Consider the following 20,440-nt stretch of genomic DNA (forward strand, 5'->3'; position numbering starts at 1 on the left):
AAGCGGCGATCGAGCTTACATGGACGTACTTGCAGCGTCCCCCGCGCAGCCCATCCGCCCGGCCCAGCCCATGAAGCCGGTCGACTAACAGTCGACCCTACCAAGGGGTCGCCACGAGGGGCTCCGCCGTTGGCCGGACACCCCGCGACAAACCCGCGCACGTGCGCAATCCCGGCGAACGGCGGACAATGGAGACCTTGGCGGCCCGCCGCGCCGCCCCTCCCGCTTTCCGCTGCAAGGATTCCCCCATGGCCGCCCGCAAGTCCTCCGCCCCCCTGATCGAAGTCACCGCCCGTCCCGGCCAGCCGCTGGGCATGGCACCGGCCACCTTCCTGCGCGACTTCTGGCAGAAGCGCCCGCTGCTGATCCGCAACGCCTTCCCCAACTTCCAGACCCCGGTGCAGCCGGAAGACCTGGCCGGGCTGGCCTGCGAGGAAGGCGTGCTGGCACGCCTGATCGAGCACGACAAGACCCAGGATGGCTGGCGCGTACGTACCGGCCCGTTCCAGGAAGACGTGTTCCCCGCCCTGCCCGACCACGACTGGACCCTGCTGGTGCAGGACGTGGACAAGTGGGACCCGGATGTGCGCGCCCTGATCGAGCACTTCAGCTTCCTGCCGCGCTGGCGCATGGATGATGTGATGATCAGCTTCGCCGCTACCGGCGGCTCGGTCGGCGCCCATGTCGACCAGTACGACGTGTTCCTGCTGCAGGCCCACGGCCACCGCCGCTGGCAGATCGATGCCAGCGAATCGATCAAGGGCAAGCAGCCGCCGCTGGGCTTCCGCCCGGACGTGGAGCTGAAGCTGCTGAAGGTGTTCAAGCCGACCCACGACTGGGTGCTGGCGCCGGGCGACATGCTGTACCTGCCGCCGAACGTGCCGCACCACGGCGTGGCCGAAGATCCGTGCCTGACCTTCTCGTTCGGCATGCGCGCGCCGTCCTCGGCCGAGTTGATCAGCGATTACCTGGACACTCTGATTGCCGATGCCGACGAGAACATCCGCTACCAGGATGCCGACCTGAAGGTGCCGGCCGATCCGAACGAGATCGACACGGTGGCGATGGCACGCGTGATCACCGCGCTCAACGCCATCCGCATGAACGACCCGGACAAGCTGGGCGACTGGTTCGGCCGTTTCATCACTACCTACCGTGCAGCGGGCGAAGTGATGGCCCACCAGGCCGCGCCGGCCCCGGAGGAAGTGGTCCAGGCCCTGGCCTCGGGCCTGCTGCTGCAGCGCCACCCGTGGGCACGCCTGGCCTGGCGCCGGGCCAAGCGCGGCGCCAGCCTGTACGTCAGCGGCCAGGACTTCTCGCTGCCGGTGAAGGACGCCCAGCGTCTGGCCGGCGCCGAACAGCTCGATGCCACCGCCTATCGCGGCCTGTCCGACAAGGGCCGCACGGTGGTCCAGCAGCTGCTGGTCGGCGGTGTGTTCCAGCTGATCGACCCCAGCGAACTGTATGACGCCGAAGACGAGGATGACGGCGAGGACGCCGTGGTGCTCGGCGAAGTCGTCGAAGGCCGTGACCGCGTGGATGCGATCGACGCCGATGCGGTGTCCGACGATGTCCACTCCGTGACCGTGCACGACGACGGCATCGAGGTCATCGTCAACTTCGAGGATCACGACGAAGACGACAGCGACGACGGTCGCGCCTGAGCCTTGCCATGATCCGGGTCCAGCAGATCAGCCACGCCGACGCCCACGTCGCCATCCACGACGTGCGCCAACGCGTGTTCGTGCAGGAACAGGGCATCGCCGCCGAGCTGGAACGCGATGCGCTGGACCCGGTCAGTGCCCATGTGCTGGCGCTGGACAGTGACAACCAGCCGGTCGGCACCGGCCGACTGGCCCCGGACGGCCGCATCGGCCGCATGGCGGTGCTGGCCAGCCATCGCAGCCAGGGGGTCGGCGAGGCCCTGCTGGAGGCACTGGTCGAGGCCGGGCGCCGCCTCGGCCTGGCCGAACTGCACCTGCACGCCCAGCTGCCCGCCCGTGACTTCTATGCCCGCCAGGGCTTCCTGCCCGAGGGCGAGGTGTTCGAGGAGGCCGGCATCGGCCACCAGCAGATGCGTCGCCGGCTGGGCGCGGCCGGCGCCATCGACGGCCGCGCCGAGGCGGTGGCGATCACCACCGCCATCATCCACCGCGCCCGCCGCCAGCTGTGGCTGCACAGCCGCCAGCTGGACCCCGGCCTGCTTGACACACCGCCGGTGCAGGCCGCCCTGCGCCGCTTCGTCACCGCCCGCCACGACAAGCAGCTGCGGGTGATCGTGCACGATGCGGCTGCCGTTGCCTCTGCCAGGGCACCGCTGCTGGCGTTGGCCCAGCGCCTGCCAAGCGTGATCCAGTTCCGCGAGGTCACCGACCCGGTCGACCGTGCGTTGGCCTCGGCCTGCCTGCTCAACGATGCGGGCGACTTCTACTTTCGTCTGATCGGGCATCGCCTCGACGGCGAGGCCGGCATCGCGCTGCCGGCACGTTCGCAGCCGTTCGAGCAGCAATTGCAGCGTGTCTGGGACCGTTCGCGCGATTGCAGCGAACTGCGCGCGCTCGGCATCTGAGCGCGGGCCACCGCGCCAACCTGTCTGGAAGCGGCACCGGGGGACGCGCGATGCCTCTGGTGGTGCCCCTTCGTGTCCGGTTGGGGGTACAATTTGGCTGTTTGAACGCGCCCGTGCATGGCTATTCATCTTCGTGCCGGGTCCTTCTGAAGCCATACCCCACAAAGCGAATCAACACCCTCCATCGTGGACAATCAACTGAAGCAGTTTGCGCAATCTTCGCAACTCGCCGGCGGCAACGCCTCCTATGTCGAGGACCTGTACGAGCAGTACCTGGTCTCCCCGGATAGTGTCGATCCCAAATGGAAAACCTACTTCGACGGCTTCAAGGGCCGTGAAGCAGGTGACATTCCGCACTCGGCCGTCATCTCCCACATTGCGGACGCGGCCAAGGATGCGCTGAAGGCCGGTACCGGTAACGGTGCAGGCGACGAGCGCGAGCGCAATGTCGGTCGTCTGATCACCGCCTACCGTTCGCGCGGCCACCTGGACGCCCGCCTCGATCCGCTGGGCCTGGCCGCACCGGTCAACACCCCGGACCTGGGCCTGCCGTTCCACAGCCTGTCCGATGCCGACCTCAACAGCGAGTTCAGCACCGGCGGCGTCGGCGGCCAGCCGCGCATGAAGCTGCGCGACCTGCTGGCGCGCCTGAAGGCGACCTACACCGGCTCGATCGGTGCGGAGTTCATGCACATCTCCGAGGTCGAACAGCGCCAGTGGATCTACAAGAAGCTGGAAGCGGCCGGTGGCAACTACCAGCTGGACGCTGACACCCAGCGTCGCACCCTGGAGCGCCTGACCGCGGCCGAAGGCCTGGAGCGCTACCTGCACACCAAGTACGTCGGCCAGAAGCGCTTCTCGCTGGAAGGCGGCGACTCGCTGATCCCGATGATGGACACCATCATCCGCAGCGCCGGCAAGGATGGCGTCAAGGACGTGGTGATCGGCATGGCCCATCGCGGCCGCCTGAACGTGCTGGTCAACACCCTGGGCAAGAACCCGCGCAAGCTGTTCGACGAGTTCGAAGGCAAGTTCGAGCACGACGAACACGCCTCGGCCGGTGACGTGAAGTACCACATGGGCTTCTCCGCCGACGTCGCCACCGAGGGCGGCCCGGTGCACCTGGCGCTGGCGTTCAACCCGTCGCACCTGGAAATCGCCGACCCGGTCGTGGCCGGTTCCGTGCGTTCGCGCCAGGAGCGCCGCAAGGACACCGCACGCAAGCAGGTCATGCCCATCCTGATCCACGGCGACGCGGCCTTCTCCGGCCAGGGCGTGGTCATGGAACTGTTCCAGATGTCGCAGGCCCGCGGCTTTGCCGTCGGCGGCACCGTGCACATCGTGGTCAACAACCAGGTCGGCTTCACCACCTCCAACCCGCTGGATACGCGTTCCACGCGCTATGCCACCGACGTGGCGAAGATGATCGCCGCCCCGGTGCTGCACGTGAACGGCGATGATCCGGAAGCGGTGGTGTTCGCCGCGCAGCTGGCCTTCGAGTTCCGCCAGAAGTTCGCCAAGGACGTGGTCATCGACCTGATGTGCTACCGCCGTTGGGGCCACAACGAGGCCGACGAGCCGGCGATCACCCAGCCGCTGATGTACCAGGTGATCCGCAAGCATGCCACCACCCGCGAAATGTACGCCGAGCAGCTGGAAAAGGCGGGCGTGATTGCCGCCGGTGCCGGCAAGGCGATGGTCGATGCCTACCGCGAGAAGCTGGACGCCGGTGAAGTGACCACCGAGCTGGCCAAGGTCGAGAAGACTCCGCCGACCAGCCCGCTGTTCGTCGATTGGCCGAAGCTGCTGGAAGGCAAGCTGTCCGACCCGGTCTCGACCAAGGTCGAGAAGAACAGGCTGGTCGAGCTGGCCAAGCTGATCAACACCATCCCGGAAGAAGTGCAGCTGCACTCGCGCGTGGCCAAGGTCTACGACGACCGCCGCAAGATGGCCGCCGGCGAGATCCCGGGCGACTGGGGCTTTGCCGAGAACCTGGCCTACGCCACCCTGCTCGACGAAGGCAATGCACTGCGCCTGGTCGGCCAGGACGTGGGCCGCGGTACGTTCACCCACCGCCACGCGATCCTGCACGACCAGAAGACCGACAACTACTACATGCCGCTGCGGCAGCTGGTGGATTCGCCGGAGAAGGCCACCGTCATCGATTCGCTGCTGAGCGAAGAAGCGGTGATGGCCTATGAGTACGGCTTCTCCACCACCGATCCGAACACGCTGTGCATCTGGGAAGGCCAGTTCGGCGACTTCGCCAACGGTGCCCAGGTCGTCATCGACCAGTTCATCGCCGCCGGCGAAGCCAAGTGGGGCCGCATCTCCGGCCTGACCCTGCTGCTGCCGCATGGCTATGAAGGGCAAGGCCCGGAACACAGCTCGGCGCGCCTGGAGCGCTTCCTGCAGCTGTGCGCGCTGGAGAACATGCTGGTGGTGGTGCCGTCGACCCCGGCGCAGGCCTTCCACATGCTGCGTCGCCAGCAGCACCTGACCACCCGCAAGCCGCTGGTGGTGATGTCGCCGAAGTCGCTGCTGCGCCACAAGCTGGCCGTGTCGACCCTGGACGAGCTGGCCAACGGCGAGTTCCAGCACCTGATCGGCGACGCCAATGCGGACGCCAAGAAGGTCAAGCGCGTGGTGCTGTGCTCGGGCAAGGTCTACTACGACCTGCTGGAAGACCAGACCAAGCGTGGCCAGGACGACGTGGCGATCATCCGCGTGGAGCAGCTGTACCCGTTCCCGCGTGCGCTGCTGGCTGCCGAACTGAAGAAGTACGGCAAGGCCACCGACGTGGTGTGGACGCAGGAAGAACCGCAGAACCAGGGGGCGTGGTACCAGATCCGCCACCACCTGCAGTTCTGCCTGGCCGATGGCCAGAACCTGCACTACGCCGGTCGCGCACGCTCGGCTTCGCCGGCTGCCGGTCACATGGCTGACCACGTCCGCGAACAGCAGCAGCTGGTCGCCGACGCACTGGTCAACCCGTTCAACGACACGTTCGCTGAATAATCCTCCCCCTATTTAGAAGACAAACCAGGAAGCTCCCGCAATGGCCACCGAAGTCAAAGCCCCGGTACTGCCCGAATCCGTCGCCGACGGCACCATCGCCACCTGGCACAAGAAGGTGGGCGACGCCGTCAAGCGCGACGAAAACCTGCTTGACCTGGAAACCGACAAGGTCGTCCTGGAAGTGCCGTCGCCGGTCGACGGCGTGCTCAAGGAGATCAAGTTCAAGGAAGGCGATACCGTGACCTCCAGCCAGGTCGTGGCGATCATCGAAGAAGGCGCCGTGGCTGCTGCCCCGGCCCCGGCCGCTGAAGAGAAGAAGGCTGAAGCCGCACCGGCCGCCGCTGCTCCGGCCGCTGCCGCCGCTCCGGCTCCGGCTGCCAAGTCGGCCGCCGACACCCTGCCGCCGGGCGCCCGCTTCACCGCCATCACCGAAGGCGTGAACCCGGCCGACGTCGACGGCACCGGCCGTCGCGGCGCAGTGACCAAGGAAGACATCGTCAACTTCGCCCGCAACGGCGGCGCCGGCAAGGCCGGTGGCGCACGTCCGGAAGAACGCGTGCCGATGACCCGCATCCGCAAGCGCATCGCCGAGCGCCTGATGGAGTCGAAGAACTCCACCGCCATGCTGACCACCTTCAACGAAGTCGACCTGTCCAAGGTCTCGGCTGCGCGCAAGGAGCTGCAGGACGAGTTCGTCAAGGCACACGGCATCAAGCTGGGCTTCATGAGCTTCTTCGTGAAGGCCGCTGCCAACGCGCTGCAGCGCTTCCCGCTGGTCAACGCCTCGATCGACGGCGACGACATCATCTACCACGGCTACTCGGACATCTCGATCGCCGTCTCGACCGAGAAGGGCCTGGTCACGCCGGTGCTGCGCAACGTCGAGCGCATGTCGTTCGCCGACATCGAGAAGACCATCGCCGACTACGCCAAGAAGGCCCGTGACGGCAAGCTGAGCCTGGAAGAACTGCAGGGCGGTACCTTCACCGTGACCAACGGCGGCACCTTCGGTTCGCTGCTGTCGACCCCGATCATCAACCCGCCGCAGAGCGCCATCCTGGGCATGCACGCCATCAAGGAGCGTCCGATCGCCCAGAACGGCCAGGTCGTGATCGCGCCGATGATGTACCTGGCGCTGTCGTACGACCACCGCATCATCGACGGCAAGGACTCGGTGCAGTTCCTGGTGGACATCAAGAACCAGCTGGAAAACCCGGGCCGCATGCTGTTCGGCCTGTAAGAAACCTCCCGCCCCTCCGCGCCTGCGCGGAGGGGTTCTGGTAATGCATCAAGGAATAATTCAATGGCTGAACAATTCGACGTCGTCGTCATCGGTGCCGGCCCGGCCGGTTACCACGCTGCCATCCGCGCGGCCCAGCTGGGCCTGAAGACCGCCTGCATCGACGCAGCGCTGGGCAAGGACGGCAAGCCGGCCCTCGGCGGCACCTGCCTGCGCGTGGGCTGCATCCCGTCCAAGGCGCTGCTGGATTCCTCGCGCCAGTTCTGGAACATGGGCCACATCTTTGGCGACCACGGCATCAGCTTCAAGGATGCCAAGATCGACGTCGAGGCGATGATTGGCCGCAAGGACAAGATCGTCAAGCAGTTCACCGGCGGCATCGGCATGCTGTTCAAGGCCAACAAGGTCGCCGCCTACTACGGCTTCGGCGAACTGCAGCCGGGCAACGTGGTCAAGGTCACCCAGCATGACGGTTCCATCGTCGAGCTGAAGGGTACCAACGTCATCATTGCGGCCGGTTCGGACTCGATCGAACTGCCGTTCGCCAAGTTCGACGGCGAGACCATCGTCGACAACGTCGGCGGCCTGGACTTCACCGAAGTGCCGAACCGCCTGGCGGTGATCGGCGCCGGCGTGATCGGCCTGGAACTGGGCAGCGTGTGGAAGCGCCTGGGCGCTGAAGTCACCATCCTGGAAGCACTGCCGGAGTTCCTGGCCGTGGCCGACGCCGAAGTGGCCAAGACCGCTGCCAAGGAATTCAAGAAGCAGGGCCTGGACATCCGTCTCGGTGCCAAGGTCTCCAAGACCGAGATCACCGGCAAGGGCAAGAAGAAGGAAGTCGTTGTCACCTACACCGACAGCGAAGGCGAAAAGACCCTGACCGTGGACAAGCTGCTGGTGGCCGTCGGCCGTCGCGCCGCCACCAAGGGCCTGCTGGCGGAAGGCACCGGCGTCAAGATCAACGAGCGTGGCCAGATCGAAGTCGACGCGCACTGCCACACCGGCGTCAATGGCGTGTGGGCGGTCGGCGACTGCGTGCGCGGCCCGATGCTGGCGCACAAGGGCTTCGAGGAAGGCATCGCGGTGGCTGAGCTGATCGCCGGCCTGCCGGGCCACGTCAACTTCGACACCATTCCGTGGGTCATCTACACCGAGCCGGAACTGGCATGGGTCGGCAAGACCGAAGCCCAGCTTAAGGCCGAAGGCATTCCGTACAAGGCCGGCAGCTTCCCGTTCGCCGCCAACGGCCGTGCCGTGGCGATGATTGAACCGGCAGGCTTCGTGAAGATCCTGGCCCATGCCGAAACCGATCGCATCCTCGGCATGCACCTGGTCGGCGCCAACGTCTCCGAACTGGTGCACGAAGGCGTGCTGACCATGGAGTTCAGTGGCTCGGCCGATGACCTGGCCCGCATCTGCCACGCCCACCCGTCGCTGTCGGAAGTGATCCACGACGCGGCAATGGCAGTCAGCAAGCGCGCCATCCACAAGGCGAACTGATCGGCATCCGGGTAGGTGCCGACCGCTGGTCGGCACGCGCCTGTAAACGAAAAACCCCGCCTCGGCGGGGTTTTTTGTTGCCCATTTTCGTTTAGAGCCAAGCCCACGCTCGGCTCTACACCTTGGCAGCCGGCTTCTTCGGCGGATCGTCGCAGATGCGGTGTTGCACTACGGCCTCACCAATCTTCCATTCCTTCACCACCTTGCAGCGCTCCTTGGCTTTCGGCACAGAAACCGCTGCAGCATTCGCCTCGTCAGCCGCAGCGGTCTGCTGGCGCTCCAGCCACACCGATGGCGGTGCTGGAGGTGAAGCCACGACGGGCGCAGCGATCAGTGCCAGAGCGGTCAACAGCATGACCCTCATGCGGCAACCGGCCCGCCGCCGAGCAACCGTGCCGGCAGCATGAACAGCGCACGCAGGAAGGCAAACAGCGCCGAGAAGGTGATGCCGACCAGACGGAACGGCAGGCTCAGCAGCCACACGAACGGCCAGGCGATCAGGGCGAGGATCGCCAGCGGCCAGCACAGCACGAACAGCAGGCACCACACACCGAGCGCGAACAGGGTCTTCATCACGGTCTCCTTGTGGCGGCACCCTGCCGCCTGCGGACACCTTGGCGCCCCGCCCCACCGCCGGCAAACGGTTTGCGACGAAACCGGGCTGGGGGCGATGAAACCGATCCAGCGCTGTTGTAGAGCCGAGCCCGCGCTCGGCTGCTCATGGGAATGTGCGGACCAACGGTCCGCGCCCACCGGAGGCAGAGAGCAGCCGAGCGTGGGCTCGGCTCTACAAGAGCTGCACCGCGCCCGGGCGGCCATGGGCCACCTGGAAGCGCGCCGCGGTGCGCACTGCGGCATCCGCGCGCAGCACGCTGTCGGCGAAGCGCAGTTCGGCATCCACGGCCTGCCGGTTCAGCTGCAGCTTCCACCAGCCGCGGCGGTCGCCGTCGAAGTAGCGGATATGCGGATTCTGCGGAATCGACGGACCGTAGTACGGACCGTACGGTGTGTCGTCGCCGCCACTGCTGATCGCCGGGGCGATGAATTCGGTGGCCACGATCGGCGCGCGGGCCGCGTCGAAATCCAGCTTCAGGTCGTTGACGAAAGTGGAATGCCAGTCACCGCCGAGCACGATAGCATTGCCCCGCCCGCCCGCCTGCAAGGCCTGCAGCAGCCGGTTGCGTGCGGCGGGATAGCCATCCCAGGCATCGTTCCAGAAGCGCTCGCGTGGCGTGCCACCGTCCAGCCGCAGCTGCGCCATCAGCAGCTGCTGCACCACCACGTTCCAGCGCGTGCCCTGCGCGGCGGCCATCGACTGCGCGAACCACGCCTCCTGGCCCGTACCGAGCATGCTCTTGCGCGGATCCAGGGCCGCTTCGCAGCGCGGTGACTCGCCTACACCACAGGGATTGGCCGGGCGGAACTGGCGGCAGTCCAGCAGCGTCAGCTGCGCCAGATCGCCATAGCGCAGCCGCCGGTGTACACGCAGGCCGCCATTGCCAGCAGGCGTGCTGCGCATCGGCAGATGTTCGTAGAACGCACGGTAGGCAGCCGCGCGCCGCACGATGAAGTCTTCGGCCGAGACGCCGGGCTTCTCAGGATGGATGCCGGAGTAATCGTTCTGCACCTCGTGGTCGTCCCAGATCACTGCGAACGCGTGTGCGGCGTGCGCGGCCTGCAGGTCGGGATCGAGTTTGTACAGCGCGTACTGGTCACGGTAGCGCTCCAGGCTGACGGTCTCGCCACTGAAGCGTTCCGCATCCAGCGTGCTGCCACGCGCGTTCTGCAGCGGGCTGTATTCGTACAGGTAGTCGCCGGCATGCAGCACCAGGTCGACGTCACTCTGCGCGATGTCGCGCAGCACCGGGTAGTAGCCGCTGTTCCAGGCCTGGCAGGTACACAGCGCCAGCCGCAGCTGCTGCAGTTGCGTGTCCAGCAGCGGCGCGGTACGGAAATGGCCGACCGCGCTTTCCTCATCGCCATCGCAGGCGAAGCGGTAATAGTAATCGCGGCCGGGACGCAGGCCGTTGACCTCCACGTGTACCGAATGGGCCAGCTCCGGCACAGCGGCAGCGACACCCCGTTGCACCAGCCGGCGCATGCCGGGGTCTTCGGCCACGAACCAGCGCACGGGCACCGCCCGCGACGGCATGCCGCCGCCGTTGAGCGGGTCCGGCGCCAGCCGCGTCCACAACACTGCCCCCTGCGGATCCGGATCACCGGCGGCGACTCCGAGGGTGAACGGATCACGCCCCAGCCGCGGCCGTGGGCCGGCCGTGGCCAGCCCCGGCATCGCCGCCAGTGCGATCGCCGCCCCCGCGCCCTGCCACGCCATGCGCAACAGGCGACGACGGCTTTCCGGATCGACAGGCCCGCGCATCAGAAGTGCACGGTGGCGGTGGCCATCACCTGCCGCGGCGCGCCGACCTGCATGGTCGCCAAGCTGCGGGTCGGGTCGGCGGCGTAGGTGCCGTTGGTGTTGATCGAAGACAGGTAACGCTTGTCGGTCAGGTTGGTCAGGTTAAGCGCCACGGTCAGGTTCTGTGCCGGGCCGAGCGTGCCGAAGTCATAGGCCACCGACGCATTGACCAGCCAGTAGCTCGGCACCGACACATCGTTGGTATAGGTCACGTAACGCTTGCCGACATGGTTGGCGGCCAGTCGCAGGTCCCACGGGCCCGGGGTCCAGGCCAGGGTGCTGGCGAACATCCACTCCGGTGTGTCGACGGTCGTCTTGCCGCGGGTCGGCACCACGCCGTTGTTCACGTAGTCGTTGTCGTAGGTACTGTCATTCCACGACAGCGCATTGGACCAGGTCAGGTCCTGCATCGGCTTCAACTGCAGGGTCGCCTCGGCACCGCGGCTGGTCACCGAACCGACGTTGGAGAACAGCGCCGGGCAACCGAGGATGCCCACGCACTGCGCGATGGCCAGCAGGCGGTTGTCGAACTTCACGTCATACACCGCCACCGAGGCTTCATAGCCCTGGCCGTAGCCGCGCCAGCCCAGTTCGAGGGTGCGCGACTGTTCCGGCTTCAGGCTCTTCGCGCTGGCATCGAACGCGGCCTGCGGCACGTTGAACGGACTGCCCACGCCCAGCGCGTACGCGGCCACGTTCTTGGCGAACGAACCGAAGATCTCGTTGCCTTCGTTGAGCTTGAAGTTGAAGCCGGCCTGCGGCAGCAGGCCCTTCTTCGAGGTCAGGCTGCTGTTGTTGGCATAGCTGCCCAGCGGCGTGCGCACGCTGGTGCGGGTGTGCGGCGACTTGGCGCCGATGTCGATGGTCAGGCGGTCATCGAACAGGCGGAAGCGGTCCTGCACGTAGAACTGGCGGGTGATGGTGGTGTAGCGCTGGTGCCACACGCGCTGATCCGGGTTGCGCAGGAAGAAGTCGTCGGTGATCGGGCCGTCGATGTAGTAGAAGTTGCGCTGCACGCTGTGGCCGTTGTCCTCGTACCAGAGGCCGGCTTCCAGTTCGTGGCCACCGACGTTCCAGGTGAACGCCGAGGTCACACCGGTGCGGTCGATCGCATACTCGGTGGTGCGGATCGAGATCGGAATCTCGCGGCTGGTGCCCGGGTTGGACGGATTGGACGGGCTGAACCAGTGACCCTGGCCGCGGTTGCTGTGGTTGTAGACATTCACCTTCAACCGCATCGAATCGTTCAGGCCGAAATCGCCGGCGATGCTGGACAGGTCGTCATTGCGCAGGCCGTGGCCGGAGTAGTACGCATCCCACGGGCTGTTGACGCCACCCGTGTACTTTCCGCGTGCCGCGGCAACCGCGCGTTCCCAGTCCGGCGCGTAGTTGTCCCAGTCCCAGCCGAGGCGATCGATCATCTCCAGCGACAGGTCCTGGTAATCGGCCTCGACGCGGCGCGAGCCGTTGAACAGCGCGGTGATCCTGCTGTCCGTTCCGAAGTTGTAGGTGGCCTTGCCGTTGAACTGCTTCAGCTCCTGCGAGCCCTTGCCCTTCCACTTGTCACCTTCCGAGTACGCGCCGGACAGGTAGGCCGCAAAGCCCTGGTGGTCGCCGGTGTCGAGGCGCGCATAGCTGCGGCGCGCATTGTCGCTGCCGAAGCCCTGTGCCAGAACCACGCCGTATTCAGTGGACGGATCGATCGAGTAGAACTGGAACACGCCGCCAAGGTTGCTGGTGGACGGCGTACCCAGCGCGCCAATGCCGGTGGAGACCTCCGCACCGCCCAGGTTCTCACTGATCACCGCGCGGCTGATGTGCAGGCCGTTGCTGTTGCCGTAGGCCATGTTGCCCAGCGGGATGCCATCAAGGGTGTAGCCCAGGCGGTTCTGGTTGAAGCCACGCAGGCTGATGGTGGTGGACCATTCGTAGGCGCCGGTGGCATCGGCCGATTCGAAATGCACGCCCGGCTTGGTCGCCAGCAGCTTCAGCGGATTGGCACCCGGCGGCAGCACCTTCATGTCCTCGGCGGTCACGCGCTGCACCTGGCGGGCTTCGCCGCGGCCGATCACCGAGATCGAATCGAGCGTGGTGGCCGACGGTGTGTCCATGGCGGGGGCGGTTTCAGCGACAGCCAGCGACGGCAGCGAAGCACAGACCAGCAGGGCCAGCAGATTGCGGCGGAGCGGAGCGTGGGACGGCATGGGGGCGGATTCCTCGGGCACGCTGGACGCCGAAGGGCGGCGTCGAAGGGCAGCAGCGGCGGAATCGTAGAAGCGTCGCGTTACATGTCATTTACACGCCACATACGGAAGATTGGCGTTTTGAATGGTTTGCCGGCCGTGGGGCGGTTGCCGGCCAGCGGCCGGCACTACGGTTATTCGAATGAACCGACCGAATCGTGGGCCAGGTTGTCGAAGCGGGTGTATTCGCCGAAGAACTTCAGCTTGCACGAGCCGGTCGGGCCACCACGGTGCTTGCCGATGATGATCTCGGCCAGGCCCTTGTCCGGCGAGTTTTCCTTGTTGTAGTAATCATCGCGGTAGATGAAGACGATCATGTCCGCGTCCTGCTCGATTGCGCCCGATTCGCGAAGGTCGGCCATCACCGGACGCTTGTCGGTACGTGTTTCCAGCGAGCGGTTGAGCTGCGACAGCGCGATCACCGGCACGTGCAGTTCCTTGGCCAGGCCCTTCAGCGAACGCGAGATCTCCGAGATTTCGGTCGCGCGGTTCTCGCTGTTGCCCGGCACGCTCATCAGCTGCAGGTAGTCGATCACCACCAGGCCCAGGTCATGCTCGCGCTTGAGCCGGCGGCACTTGGAACGCAGCACTTCCGGCGACACGCCGGGCGTGTCGTCGATGAAGATCTTGGTTTCCTTCAGCATCTTGATCGCGCTGGTGACGCGGCTCCAGTCCTCGTCTTCCAGCTGGCCGGTACGCAGGCGCTGCGCGTTGATGCGGCCGTTGGAGGAAATCAGGCGCATCGCCAGCTGCGATGCCGACATTTCCATCGAGAACACCGCCACGCCCTTCTTCGACTTGATCGCCGCGTACTCGGCGATGTTCAGTGCGAAGGTGGTCTTGCCCATGGCCGGGCGCGCGGCAAGGATGATCAGGTCGGTCGGCTGCAGGCCGGAGGTCATCGCATCGAAATCGTTGTAGCCGGTCGGCAGGCCGGTGATGTTGCCGCCGTTCTCGAAGCGGCTGCGCAGCTCTTCGAAGGCATCCTTCAGGGCACCGGGCATCGCCACGAAATCGGTACGGCCGCGTGCGCCCTGTTCGGCGATGGCGAACACGCTCTTTTCCGCCGACGCCAGCAGCTCGCTGCTCTCACGGCCCTCGGGCTGGAAACCATCGTTGACGATGTCGGTGCCCACCTGGATCAGCTGCCGCAGCACCGCCTTGTCACGCACGATCTCGGCGTAGGCCACGATGTTGGCTGCCGACGGCGTGGTACTGGCCAGCTCGATCAGATAGGCACCATCGCCCACCAGTTCCATCTTGCCCTGCGATTCGAACCACTCGCCCAGGGTCACCGCATCGAACGGCCGCTCGCGCTCGGACAGCTCGCGGATCGCGCGATAGATCATCTGATGGTCGCGACGGTAGAAATCACCTTCGGTCAGCTGGTCGTTGACCCGGTCGTAGGCCTCCGGGGCCAGCATCAGGCCACCCAGCACCGCCTGCTCGGCTTCCACCGAATGTGGCGGTACCCGCAACTGGTCGATGCGCGACTCGTCGCGATCGCGATCGAAGCCATCACCGCGCTCTCTGCGGTTGGAACGGAAGCCGGGGCGAGCGGACATGCTGCGGTGTTTCCTGCAAAAGTGGGCCGGACGAGTGTAGGCATGCGCCGACCCCGGCGGCGATGGACAAGCCTGTGGATAAGCCGTGGAGAAACGGGGGATATCCGCCGGTGCCTGGCCAGATTGGCGTGGGGGCGTCGCACTGCCTGCGACGGGCGCCGTTGCGGCACCCGAGCGGGCATTATCGCAGATGGGGGTGGCAACCGCTGGCGTCAATCGCCCTTGACGTGAACCGCGATCAGCGCCAGGAAGCGGTCCACATAGCCCTGCAGGAATTTCTGCGTGCCTTCGTTGTGGATCGTGCCATCGGCATCGATCAGGCCGTCCTTGAAATGAATGAACGCCTCGGGCTGGCCGAGCACGTGCATGTCCAGGAAGGCCAGGCTGTTGCGCAGGTGCTGCTGGGCCACGGCGGTGCCGATCTGGCCGATGGAGGCGCCGATCACCGCCGCGGGCTTGCCGGCAAACGCACTGTCGCCATACGGACGCGAGCCGATATCGATGGCGTTCTTCAGCACGCCCGGCACCGACCGGTTGTATTCGGGGGTCACAAACAGCACCGCGTCGGCGGCGCGCACCTGATCCTTCAGCCGGGTGCCCTGCGGCGGGTACTGGCCATCGAAATCCTGGTCGTAGAGCGGCAGATCACCGATCTGCACGTACTGGAAGCGTGCACGGTCGCCGGCGATCTTCTCCAGCGCGTGGGCCAGCCTGCGGTTGCAGGACTCCTTGCGCAGGCTGCCGACGAACACGGCGATGGTGGGGACGGACATCGGGACATTCTCCTCATGGTGCGGGAGACCCAGCCTAGTCGCCGGGCCCTTGCAGACCGGTGAAGATCAGCCGCCCGTCACGCCCGCACGCACCTGCCGCCAATGTGCCTGCCAGGCCTGGAACATCAGCACGTTCCACAGATGGGTATGCCACTTGCGCTGGCCGCCGAGGAACTGCTGCCACAGCGGCTGTACCGCAGCCGCCGACAGCACGCCCTCCCGCTCCAGCCGCGCCGGCTGCAGCAGGTCTTCGGCCCATGGCCGCAGGTCTCCCTTCAGCCAGTCACTGACCGGCGCGCCGAAGCCACGCTTGGGCCGGTGCACCATCGACTGCGGCACATAACGGCCCAGCACGCGCTTGAGCAGCACCTTGCTGGTGGTTTCACTGCGCTTGAAGCCCAGCGGCAGCGACCAGGCGAACTCGGCCACGCGTGAATCCAGCAGCGGCGCACGTGCTTCCAGGCTGACCGCCATCGAGGTGCGGTCGACCTTGCACAACAGGTCATCCGGAAGGTAGGTCACGTAATCGGCCAGCATCATCGCGTCGGCCGGTGTGCCGGCACCGTGCAACGGGTCGGCCAGGTCATAGAAGCTGCCCGCGGCCTGCGCCCCGGGCACTGCCGCCGCCGGGTCGCGCCAGCGCGAGATGCGGTTGCGGTACACGTCGCCGATGCCACGCGCGCCGGACTCGGCCAACAGCGCGGCCAGGCCGCCGGTACGCGAGGCCTCGCCCTGCTGCTGGGAGCGTGCGCCCATCCAGCGCCGCAGCGGCCCCGGCACACGGCCCAGCATCTGCCAGTTGCGCAGCGCGCGCACATAGCGGGTATAGCCGAAGAACAGCTCGTCGCCACCATCGCCGGACAGCGCGACGGTCACGCCCTGCCGCGCCAGGCGGGCGACCAGTGCGGTCGGCACCTGCGAGGCATCGGCGAAGGGTTCGTCGAACATTGCCGGCAACTGCGGCACCACCGCCAATGCATCGGCACCGCTGACGTAGAGTTCGGTGTGGTCACAGCCCAGATGCGCAGCCAGTTCCCTGGCCAACGGCGCCTCGTCGTGGCCCGAACCGGTGAAGCCGATACTGAAGCTGTGCACCGGCTGTCCGCTCTGTGCCTGCATCAGCGCGGCCACCAGCGACGAATCGGTGCCACCTGACAGGAACACGCCCACCGGCACGTCGGCCACCATGCGCAGCGCCACCGCGTCCCGCAACAGCCCGTCCAGCTGCTCCTCGGCTTCCTCGATGCGCCCCTGGAACGGCGCGGCCAACGCCGCCTGCATGCGTGCACGCGCATCCCAGTAGGGGCGCTGCGCCTGTTCCGGGCGGTGCGCCGATGCACCCGCCGCTACGGCTTCGGCATCCAGTCGCAGCACGCGGCCCGGCATCAGCTTGTAGCAGCGCTGGTGGATGCTGTGCGGGGCCGGAATGTAGTCCAACCGCAGCAACAGGGTCAGTGCATCGCGGTCGATGTCGTTGTCGAAGGCCGGGTGCTGCCACAGCGCCTTCAGCTCGGAACCGAACACCAGAGTGTCACCGGCCCAGCCGTAGTACAGCGGCTTCTTGCCGACGCGATCACGGGCCAGCCACAGGCACTGCTCCTGGCGGTCCCACAGCGCGATGGCAAACATGCCGTTGCAGCGCTGCAGGGTGTCCTCGATGCCCCATTGCAGGATCGCTGCCAGCAGCACCTCGGTATCGGAGTGGCCACGGAAGGTGTGCCCCAGCGGCTCCAGTTCGGCACGCAGGGCGGCGAAGTTGTAGACCTCGCCGTTGTAGGCCATCACGTAGCGACCATCGGACGAGGCCATCGGCTGGTGGCCCAGCGGCGACAGGTCGAGAATGCTCAGCCGGCGGTGCGCCAGCGCGATGCCTGCCCCGGCATCGACCCAGCTGCCGCCATCATCCGGCCCGCGGTGGTGCAGCGCCTCGCCCATGGCCAGGACCTGCGCCTGCAGCACCTCGGCCGACGCCACAGGCGCCGGCAACAACATTCCCGCCAATCCACACATGCATCAAGGTTCCTGCGCCAGTTCAAGGGCGGCGCCAATCACCGCATTGTCGCTTGGAAGCCCGAACATTGCTGCCCCCGCCAGCGGGGTATAGGTATCGGCACCGCAGACCCTGCGCAGCGGCAGATGGCCGAAACCGGCCTCGACCAGTGCGGTCACCACGCCCTCGCCCACCCCGCCACTGTGGCGACCCTCGTCCAGCACCAACACGCGCCGTGCACTGGCCGCCTGGCTGGCGATGAAGCCTGCATCCAGTGGCACCAGCCAGCGCAGGTCGACCACCCGCACCTGCCAGCCCAGCTGCTGCTCGATCGCCCGCGCCGCGCGCAGCGCCATCGGCACGCCGTTGCCATAGGTGTAGACCACCAGGTCGCCTGCCTCCGGCGCATAGACCCGCCCCTCGCCCGGTACCAGCGCCTGGCCCTGGGCCGGGTAGTCGAACAGCCACTGGCCATCGCCCGGCTCATGCAGGTCCTTGCTCATGTACAGCGCGATCGGCTCCAGGAACACCGCCACACGTCCATCCACCCGGGCCAGCGCCGCCAGCGTGCGCAGCATCATCACCGCATCGTCGCCACGCGACGGGCAACCGACCACCAGGCCGGGAATGTCGCGCAGCGCCGTGATCGAATTATCGTTGTGGAAGTGGCCGCCGAAGCCCTTCTGGTAACCCAGCCCGGCCACCCGCACCAGCATCGGGTTGCGGTACTGGTCGTTGGAGAAGAACTGCAGTGAACAGGCTTCGCCACGCAGCTGGTCGATGGCGTTGTGCAGGTAGGCCAGGTACTGGATCTCCGGAATCGGCAACATGCCCATGTTGGCCAGGCCCTGCGCCATGCCCAGGATCATGGTTTCGTCCAACAGGGTGTTGAACACCCGGCGTGGGCCGAAGCGGCGCAGCAGATCCTTGGTGACGGTGTAGACACCGCCCTTCTGCGCCACATCCTCACCGAACAGCAGGCTCTGCGGATACTTGGCCAGCAGCTCCTGCAGGCCGTGGTTGATCTGGATGGCCAGGTGCCGGGGTGCCTGCCGCTCCGGCAACGCGTCCGCACCGCCGTATACGGCTTCGCGTACTTCGGTCGGTGCCTCACGCTGCGCTTCGGCCTGCACCGCCGTTGGCGTGTACGGCGCCAGCGGCGCCATCACTTCCTGCAGCGACTGCAGCGTCGGGCGGCCTTCGGCGTCGGCAGCCGCCGCCATGCAGCGCGCGCGCATCGTTTCGTAGGCCACTTCGATGGCGGCCGCATCCATCCAGCCCGATTCCATCGCGATCTGCGCCGAGCGCAGCAGCGGATCCTGCGCCTCGGCCGCGCACAGCTCCGGCAGCGCGCGCCATTCCACTTCAAAGTCGGTGCCGGCGTGGCCCATCAGGCGCGTGGTACGCAGATGCAGGAAGGTCGGCCGCCGCGTGCGCCTGCAGTGGTCCACCGCGGCCTGCACCTGGGCGTGCCCGGTGGCCAGGTCCAGCCCATCGGCGAAGAAATAGTCGAGCCCCGGCTGGCGGCTGAAGCGCTCGGCAATCCAGCCTTCCGGCGTCTTCACCGAAATGCCCAGCCCGTTGTCCTCGCAGACGAACAGGACCGGCGCCGGCAGCTTCTGGTAGGCCGACCACATCGCGGTATTGAACGCGGTCTGCGCGGTGGCATGGTTGGCCGAGGCATCCCCGAACGAGCACAGCACGATACTGTCGGCGGGAATCGGCAGCACCTGCCCCAGCCGCTTGCCACTCTCGATGGCCAGCGCGGTGCCCAGCGCCTTCGGCAGGTGCGAAGCAATCGTCGAGGTCTGCGGCAGCACCCACAATGGCTTGCTGCCCCACACCTTGTGGCGGCCACCACTGGCCGGATCATCCGCGCTGGCGGCGAAGGACAGTGCGGCATCGCGCAGCGGATCGATGCCCGGCACCTGGCGCGAACGCTCGGCCATGAATGCACCGGAGCGATAGTGCAGGAACGCTGGATCGGTATGCCGGCAGGCCCGCGCCAGCAGCGCGTTGCCTTCGTGGCCGGAGGAACCGATGGTGTAGAAGACCTTGTTCTGCACGCGCAGCACGCGTGCCATCAGGTCCAGCTGGCGGCTGGCCAGCTGCGACTCGAACAGTTCACCGAAAGCAGCGGCGGTGAGCGTGCTGCCCGGCAGGATCGGCGCGTCCGGTGCCGGGCGCGGTCGCGGGGTGCCGCGCCAGCCACGCACCGCATCGAGGAAGTTGACGTCGCATACCTCGGCGCGGTTGAGCGCGCGCATGCGTGCGGGAATCGGATCTGGAACCACAGCGAACATCGAACACCCTCCGTGTCGTTGTTGCATTCCGCCGGGCATGGCCCGGCGCTACCCTGTGGGGGTCACCCTGGTGAGAGTCACGCGGCCTCGAAACGCGAGCGCACTTCGGCGGTCACTGCCGGCATCGGCAGGAAGCGCGGCTGCTCACGCACGCGCTGCAGCCAGGCGCGAACTTCCGGGAACGGCTCCAGGCTGATGCCGCCCTCGCCCGCCACATCGGTATAGGCAAACAGGGCGATATCGGCAATGCCGTATCCGCTGCCGGTGAACCACTGCGCCTGTCGCAGGTGCTGCTCCATCACCGCCAGCGCGGTGGCGGCGCGTTCATGCAGGCGCGGCAGTTCGGCGCGGCGCGGCGAATCGGGTGCGGTCCAGCCGCGGATGAAGCGCGCCACTGCCACGCACGGCTCGTGCGTGTACTGCTCGAAGAACATCCAGCTCAACGCCTGCGCGCGCTCCCAGCCATCGGTGGGCAGGTACGGCGTGCCTTCGGCCAGCCAGAACAGGATCGCGTTGGATTCGGTCAGCACGCGGCCATCGTCGCGGACGATCAGCGGCACCTTGGCATTCGGGTTGAGCGCCAGGAATTCGGGGGTATGGGTCTGGCCGTGGGCACTGTCCACCTCCACCCAGCGGTAACGGCTGCCGAGCTGCTCCAGCAGCAGGCGGACCTTGTGGCAATTGCCCGAGACCGACATGCCATGCACCGTCAGCGGGACGCGCTCTTCCACCATTGCCTGCTCCATCACATCCGGCCGGCGGCCGGCTGCGTGCAGTCTGGCAAGCGCGTCTGTGAATGCCAAGCGCGGGTGCAGCATGG

At 66.8% G+C, this 20,440-nt stretch carries 14 protein-coding genes; 5 read left to right on the forward strand and 9 right to left on the reverse strand.

Annotated features, from left to right (window positions below; translation table 11 throughout):
• The first annotated feature begins 248 nt into the window (after window positions 1–248).
• From N5J73_RS20810 to lpdA, 5 genes are all read left to right on the forward strand, one after another.
• Window positions 249–1,664 (forward strand): cupin domain-containing protein, encoded by a 1,416-nt coding sequence (locus N5J73_RS20810; RefSeq protein WP_049449165.1) that lies wholly within the window; start codon window positions 249–251, stop codon window positions 1,662–1,664.
• A gap of 8 nt (window positions 1,665–1,672) precedes the next feature.
• On the forward strand, window positions 1,673–2,569 hold the full coding sequence (locus N5J73_RS20815; protein ID WP_049449168.1) for a GNAT family N-acetyltransferase: 897 nt from the start codon (window positions 1,673–1,675) through the stop codon (window positions 2,567–2,569).
• 186 nt (window positions 2,570–2,755) lie between these two features.
• Entirely contained in the window at window positions 2,756–5,587 is a 2,832-nt protein-coding gene (locus N5J73_RS20820) for a 2-oxoglutarate dehydrogenase E1 component (RefSeq protein WP_049449170.1), read from the forward strand.
• A gap of 40 nt (window positions 5,588–5,627) precedes the next feature.
• A complete protein-coding gene (sucB, locus tag N5J73_RS20825; RefSeq protein ID WP_049449173.1) occupies window positions 5,628–6,827 on the forward strand; it encodes a dihydrolipoyllysine-residue succinyltransferase in 1,200 nt (399 codons plus the stop codon).
• A 63-nt stretch (window positions 6,828–6,890) separates the two neighbouring features.
• Window positions 6,891–8,327 carry a dihydrolipoyl dehydrogenase gene (lpdA, locus tag N5J73_RS20830; RefSeq protein WP_010486837.1) on the forward strand — a complete coding sequence of 479 codons (1,437 nt, stop codon included), beginning with the start codon at window positions 6,891–6,893 and terminating at the stop codon, window positions 8,325–8,327.
• Window positions 8,328–8,442: 115 nt separating this feature from the next.
• Here the strand turns inward: lpdA and N5J73_RS20835 are convergent, their stop codons facing one another.
• The 9 genes from N5J73_RS20835 to N5J73_RS20875 form a co-directional block, all read right to left on the reverse strand.
• Window positions 8,443–8,682: a hypothetical protein gene (locus tag N5J73_RS20835; protein ID WP_170935779.1), complete on the reverse strand. Its 240-nt coding sequence runs from the start codon at window positions 8,680–8,682 to the stop codon at window positions 8,443–8,445.
• Between the two features lie 5 nt (window positions 8,683–8,687).
• Window positions 8,688–8,900: a hypothetical protein gene (locus N5J73_RS20840; protein WP_005410275.1), complete on the reverse strand. Its 213-nt coding sequence runs from the start codon at window positions 8,898–8,900 to the stop codon at window positions 8,688–8,690.
• A 214-nt stretch (window positions 8,901–9,114) separates the two neighbouring features.
• Window positions 9,115–10,707 carry an alkaline phosphatase D family protein gene (locus N5J73_RS20845; protein ID WP_049449177.1) on the reverse strand — a complete coding sequence of 531 codons (1,593 nt, stop codon included), beginning with the start codon at window positions 10,705–10,707 and terminating at the stop codon, window positions 9,115–9,117.
• Window positions 10,707–12,950, reverse strand: coding sequence for a TonB-dependent receptor (locus N5J73_RS20850; RefSeq protein WP_049449179.1), 2,244 nt, complete (start codon window positions 12,948–12,950; stop codon window positions 10,707–10,709). Before N5J73_RS20850 ends, N5J73_RS20845 begins: the two co-directional genes overlap by 1 nt.
• A 173-nt stretch (window positions 12,951–13,123) precedes the next feature.
• Window positions 13,124–14,554 carry a replicative DNA helicase gene (locus N5J73_RS20855; protein ID WP_010486827.1) on the reverse strand — a complete coding sequence of 477 codons (1,431 nt, stop codon included), beginning with the start codon at window positions 14,552–14,554 and terminating at the stop codon, window positions 13,124–13,126.
• A 212-nt stretch (window positions 14,555–14,766) separates the two neighbouring features.
• Window positions 14,767–15,327 carry an NAD(P)H-dependent oxidoreductase gene (locus N5J73_RS20860; RefSeq protein WP_049449181.1) on the reverse strand — a complete coding sequence of 187 codons (561 nt, stop codon included), beginning with the start codon at window positions 15,325–15,327 and terminating at the stop codon, window positions 14,767–14,769.
• A gap of 66 nt (window positions 15,328–15,393) precedes the next feature.
• Window positions 15,394–17,337: an asparagine synthase (glutamine-hydrolyzing) gene (asnB, locus tag N5J73_RS20865; RefSeq protein ID WP_049449183.1), complete on the reverse strand. Its 1,944-nt coding sequence runs from the start codon at window positions 17,335–17,337 to the stop codon at window positions 15,394–15,396.
• Between the two features lie 3 nt (window positions 17,338–17,340).
• Entirely contained in the window at window positions 17,341–19,620 is a 2,280-nt protein-coding gene (locus tag N5J73_RS20870; protein ID WP_049449185.1) for a thiamine pyrophosphate-dependent enzyme, read from the reverse strand.
• 77 nt (window positions 19,621–19,697) lie between these two features.
• Complete coding sequence (locus tag N5J73_RS20875; protein ID WP_029380098.1) at window positions 19,698–20,354, reverse strand: glutathione S-transferase family protein; 657 nt, start codon at window positions 20,352–20,354, stop codon at window positions 19,698–19,700.
• Between the last annotated feature and the right edge of the window lie 86 nt (window positions 20,355–20,440).

The sequence above is a fragment of the Stenotrophomonas sp. GD03654 genome (genome assembly GCF_029845105.1).
Taxonomy (GTDB): domain Bacteria; phylum Pseudomonadota; class Gammaproteobacteria; order Xanthomonadales; family Xanthomonadaceae; genus Stenotrophomonas; species Stenotrophomonas africana.

Coding starts and splice junctions, on each gene's coding strand:
- N5J73_RS20840 (WP_005410275.1), bottom strand. CDS start 8,900: ATGAAGACCCTGTTCGCGCTCGGTGTGTGGTGCCTGCTGTTCGTGCTG.
- asnB (WP_049449183.1), bottom strand. CDS start 17,337: ATGTGTGGATTGGCGGGAATGTTGTTGCCGGCGCCTGTGGCGTCGGCC.
- N5J73_RS20835 (WP_170935779.1), bottom strand. CDS start 8,682: ATGCTGTTGACCGCTCTGGCACTGATCGCTGCGCCCGTCGTGGCTTCA.
- N5J73_RS20850 (WP_049449179.1), bottom strand. CDS start 12,950: ATGCCGTCCCACGCTCCGCTCCGCCGCAATCTGCTGGCCCTGCTGGTC.
- N5J73_RS20815 (WP_049449168.1), top strand. CDS start 1,673: ATGATCCGGGTCCAGCAGATCAGCCACGCCGACGCCCACGTCGCCATC.
- N5J73_RS20860 (WP_049449181.1), bottom strand. CDS start 15,327: ATGTCCGTCCCCACCATCGCCGTGTTCGTCGGCAGCCTGCGCAAGGAG.
- N5J73_RS20870 (WP_049449185.1), bottom strand. CDS start 19,620: ATGTTCGCTGTGGTTCCAGATCCGATTCCCGCACGCATGCGCGCGCTC.
- N5J73_RS20855 (WP_010486827.1), bottom strand. CDS start 14,554: ATGTCCGCTCGCCCCGGCTTCCGTTCCAACCGCAGAGAGCGCGGTGAT.
- N5J73_RS20810 (WP_049449165.1), top strand. CDS start 249: ATGGCCGCCCGCAAGTCCTCCGCCCCCCTGATCGAAGTCACCGCCCGT.
- sucB (WP_049449173.1), top strand. CDS start 5,628: ATGGCCACCGAAGTCAAAGCCCCGGTACTGCCCGAATCCGTCGCCGAC.
- N5J73_RS20875 (WP_029380098.1), bottom strand. CDS start 20,354: ATGGTGGAAGAGCGCGTCCCGCTGACGGTGCATGGCATGTCGGTCTCG.
- lpdA (WP_010486837.1), top strand. CDS start 6,891: ATGGCTGAACAATTCGACGTCGTCGTCATCGGTGCCGGCCCGGCCGGT.
- N5J73_RS20845 (WP_049449177.1), bottom strand. CDS start 10,707: ATGCGCGGGCCTGTCGATCCGGAAAGCCGTCGTCGCCTGTTGCGCATG.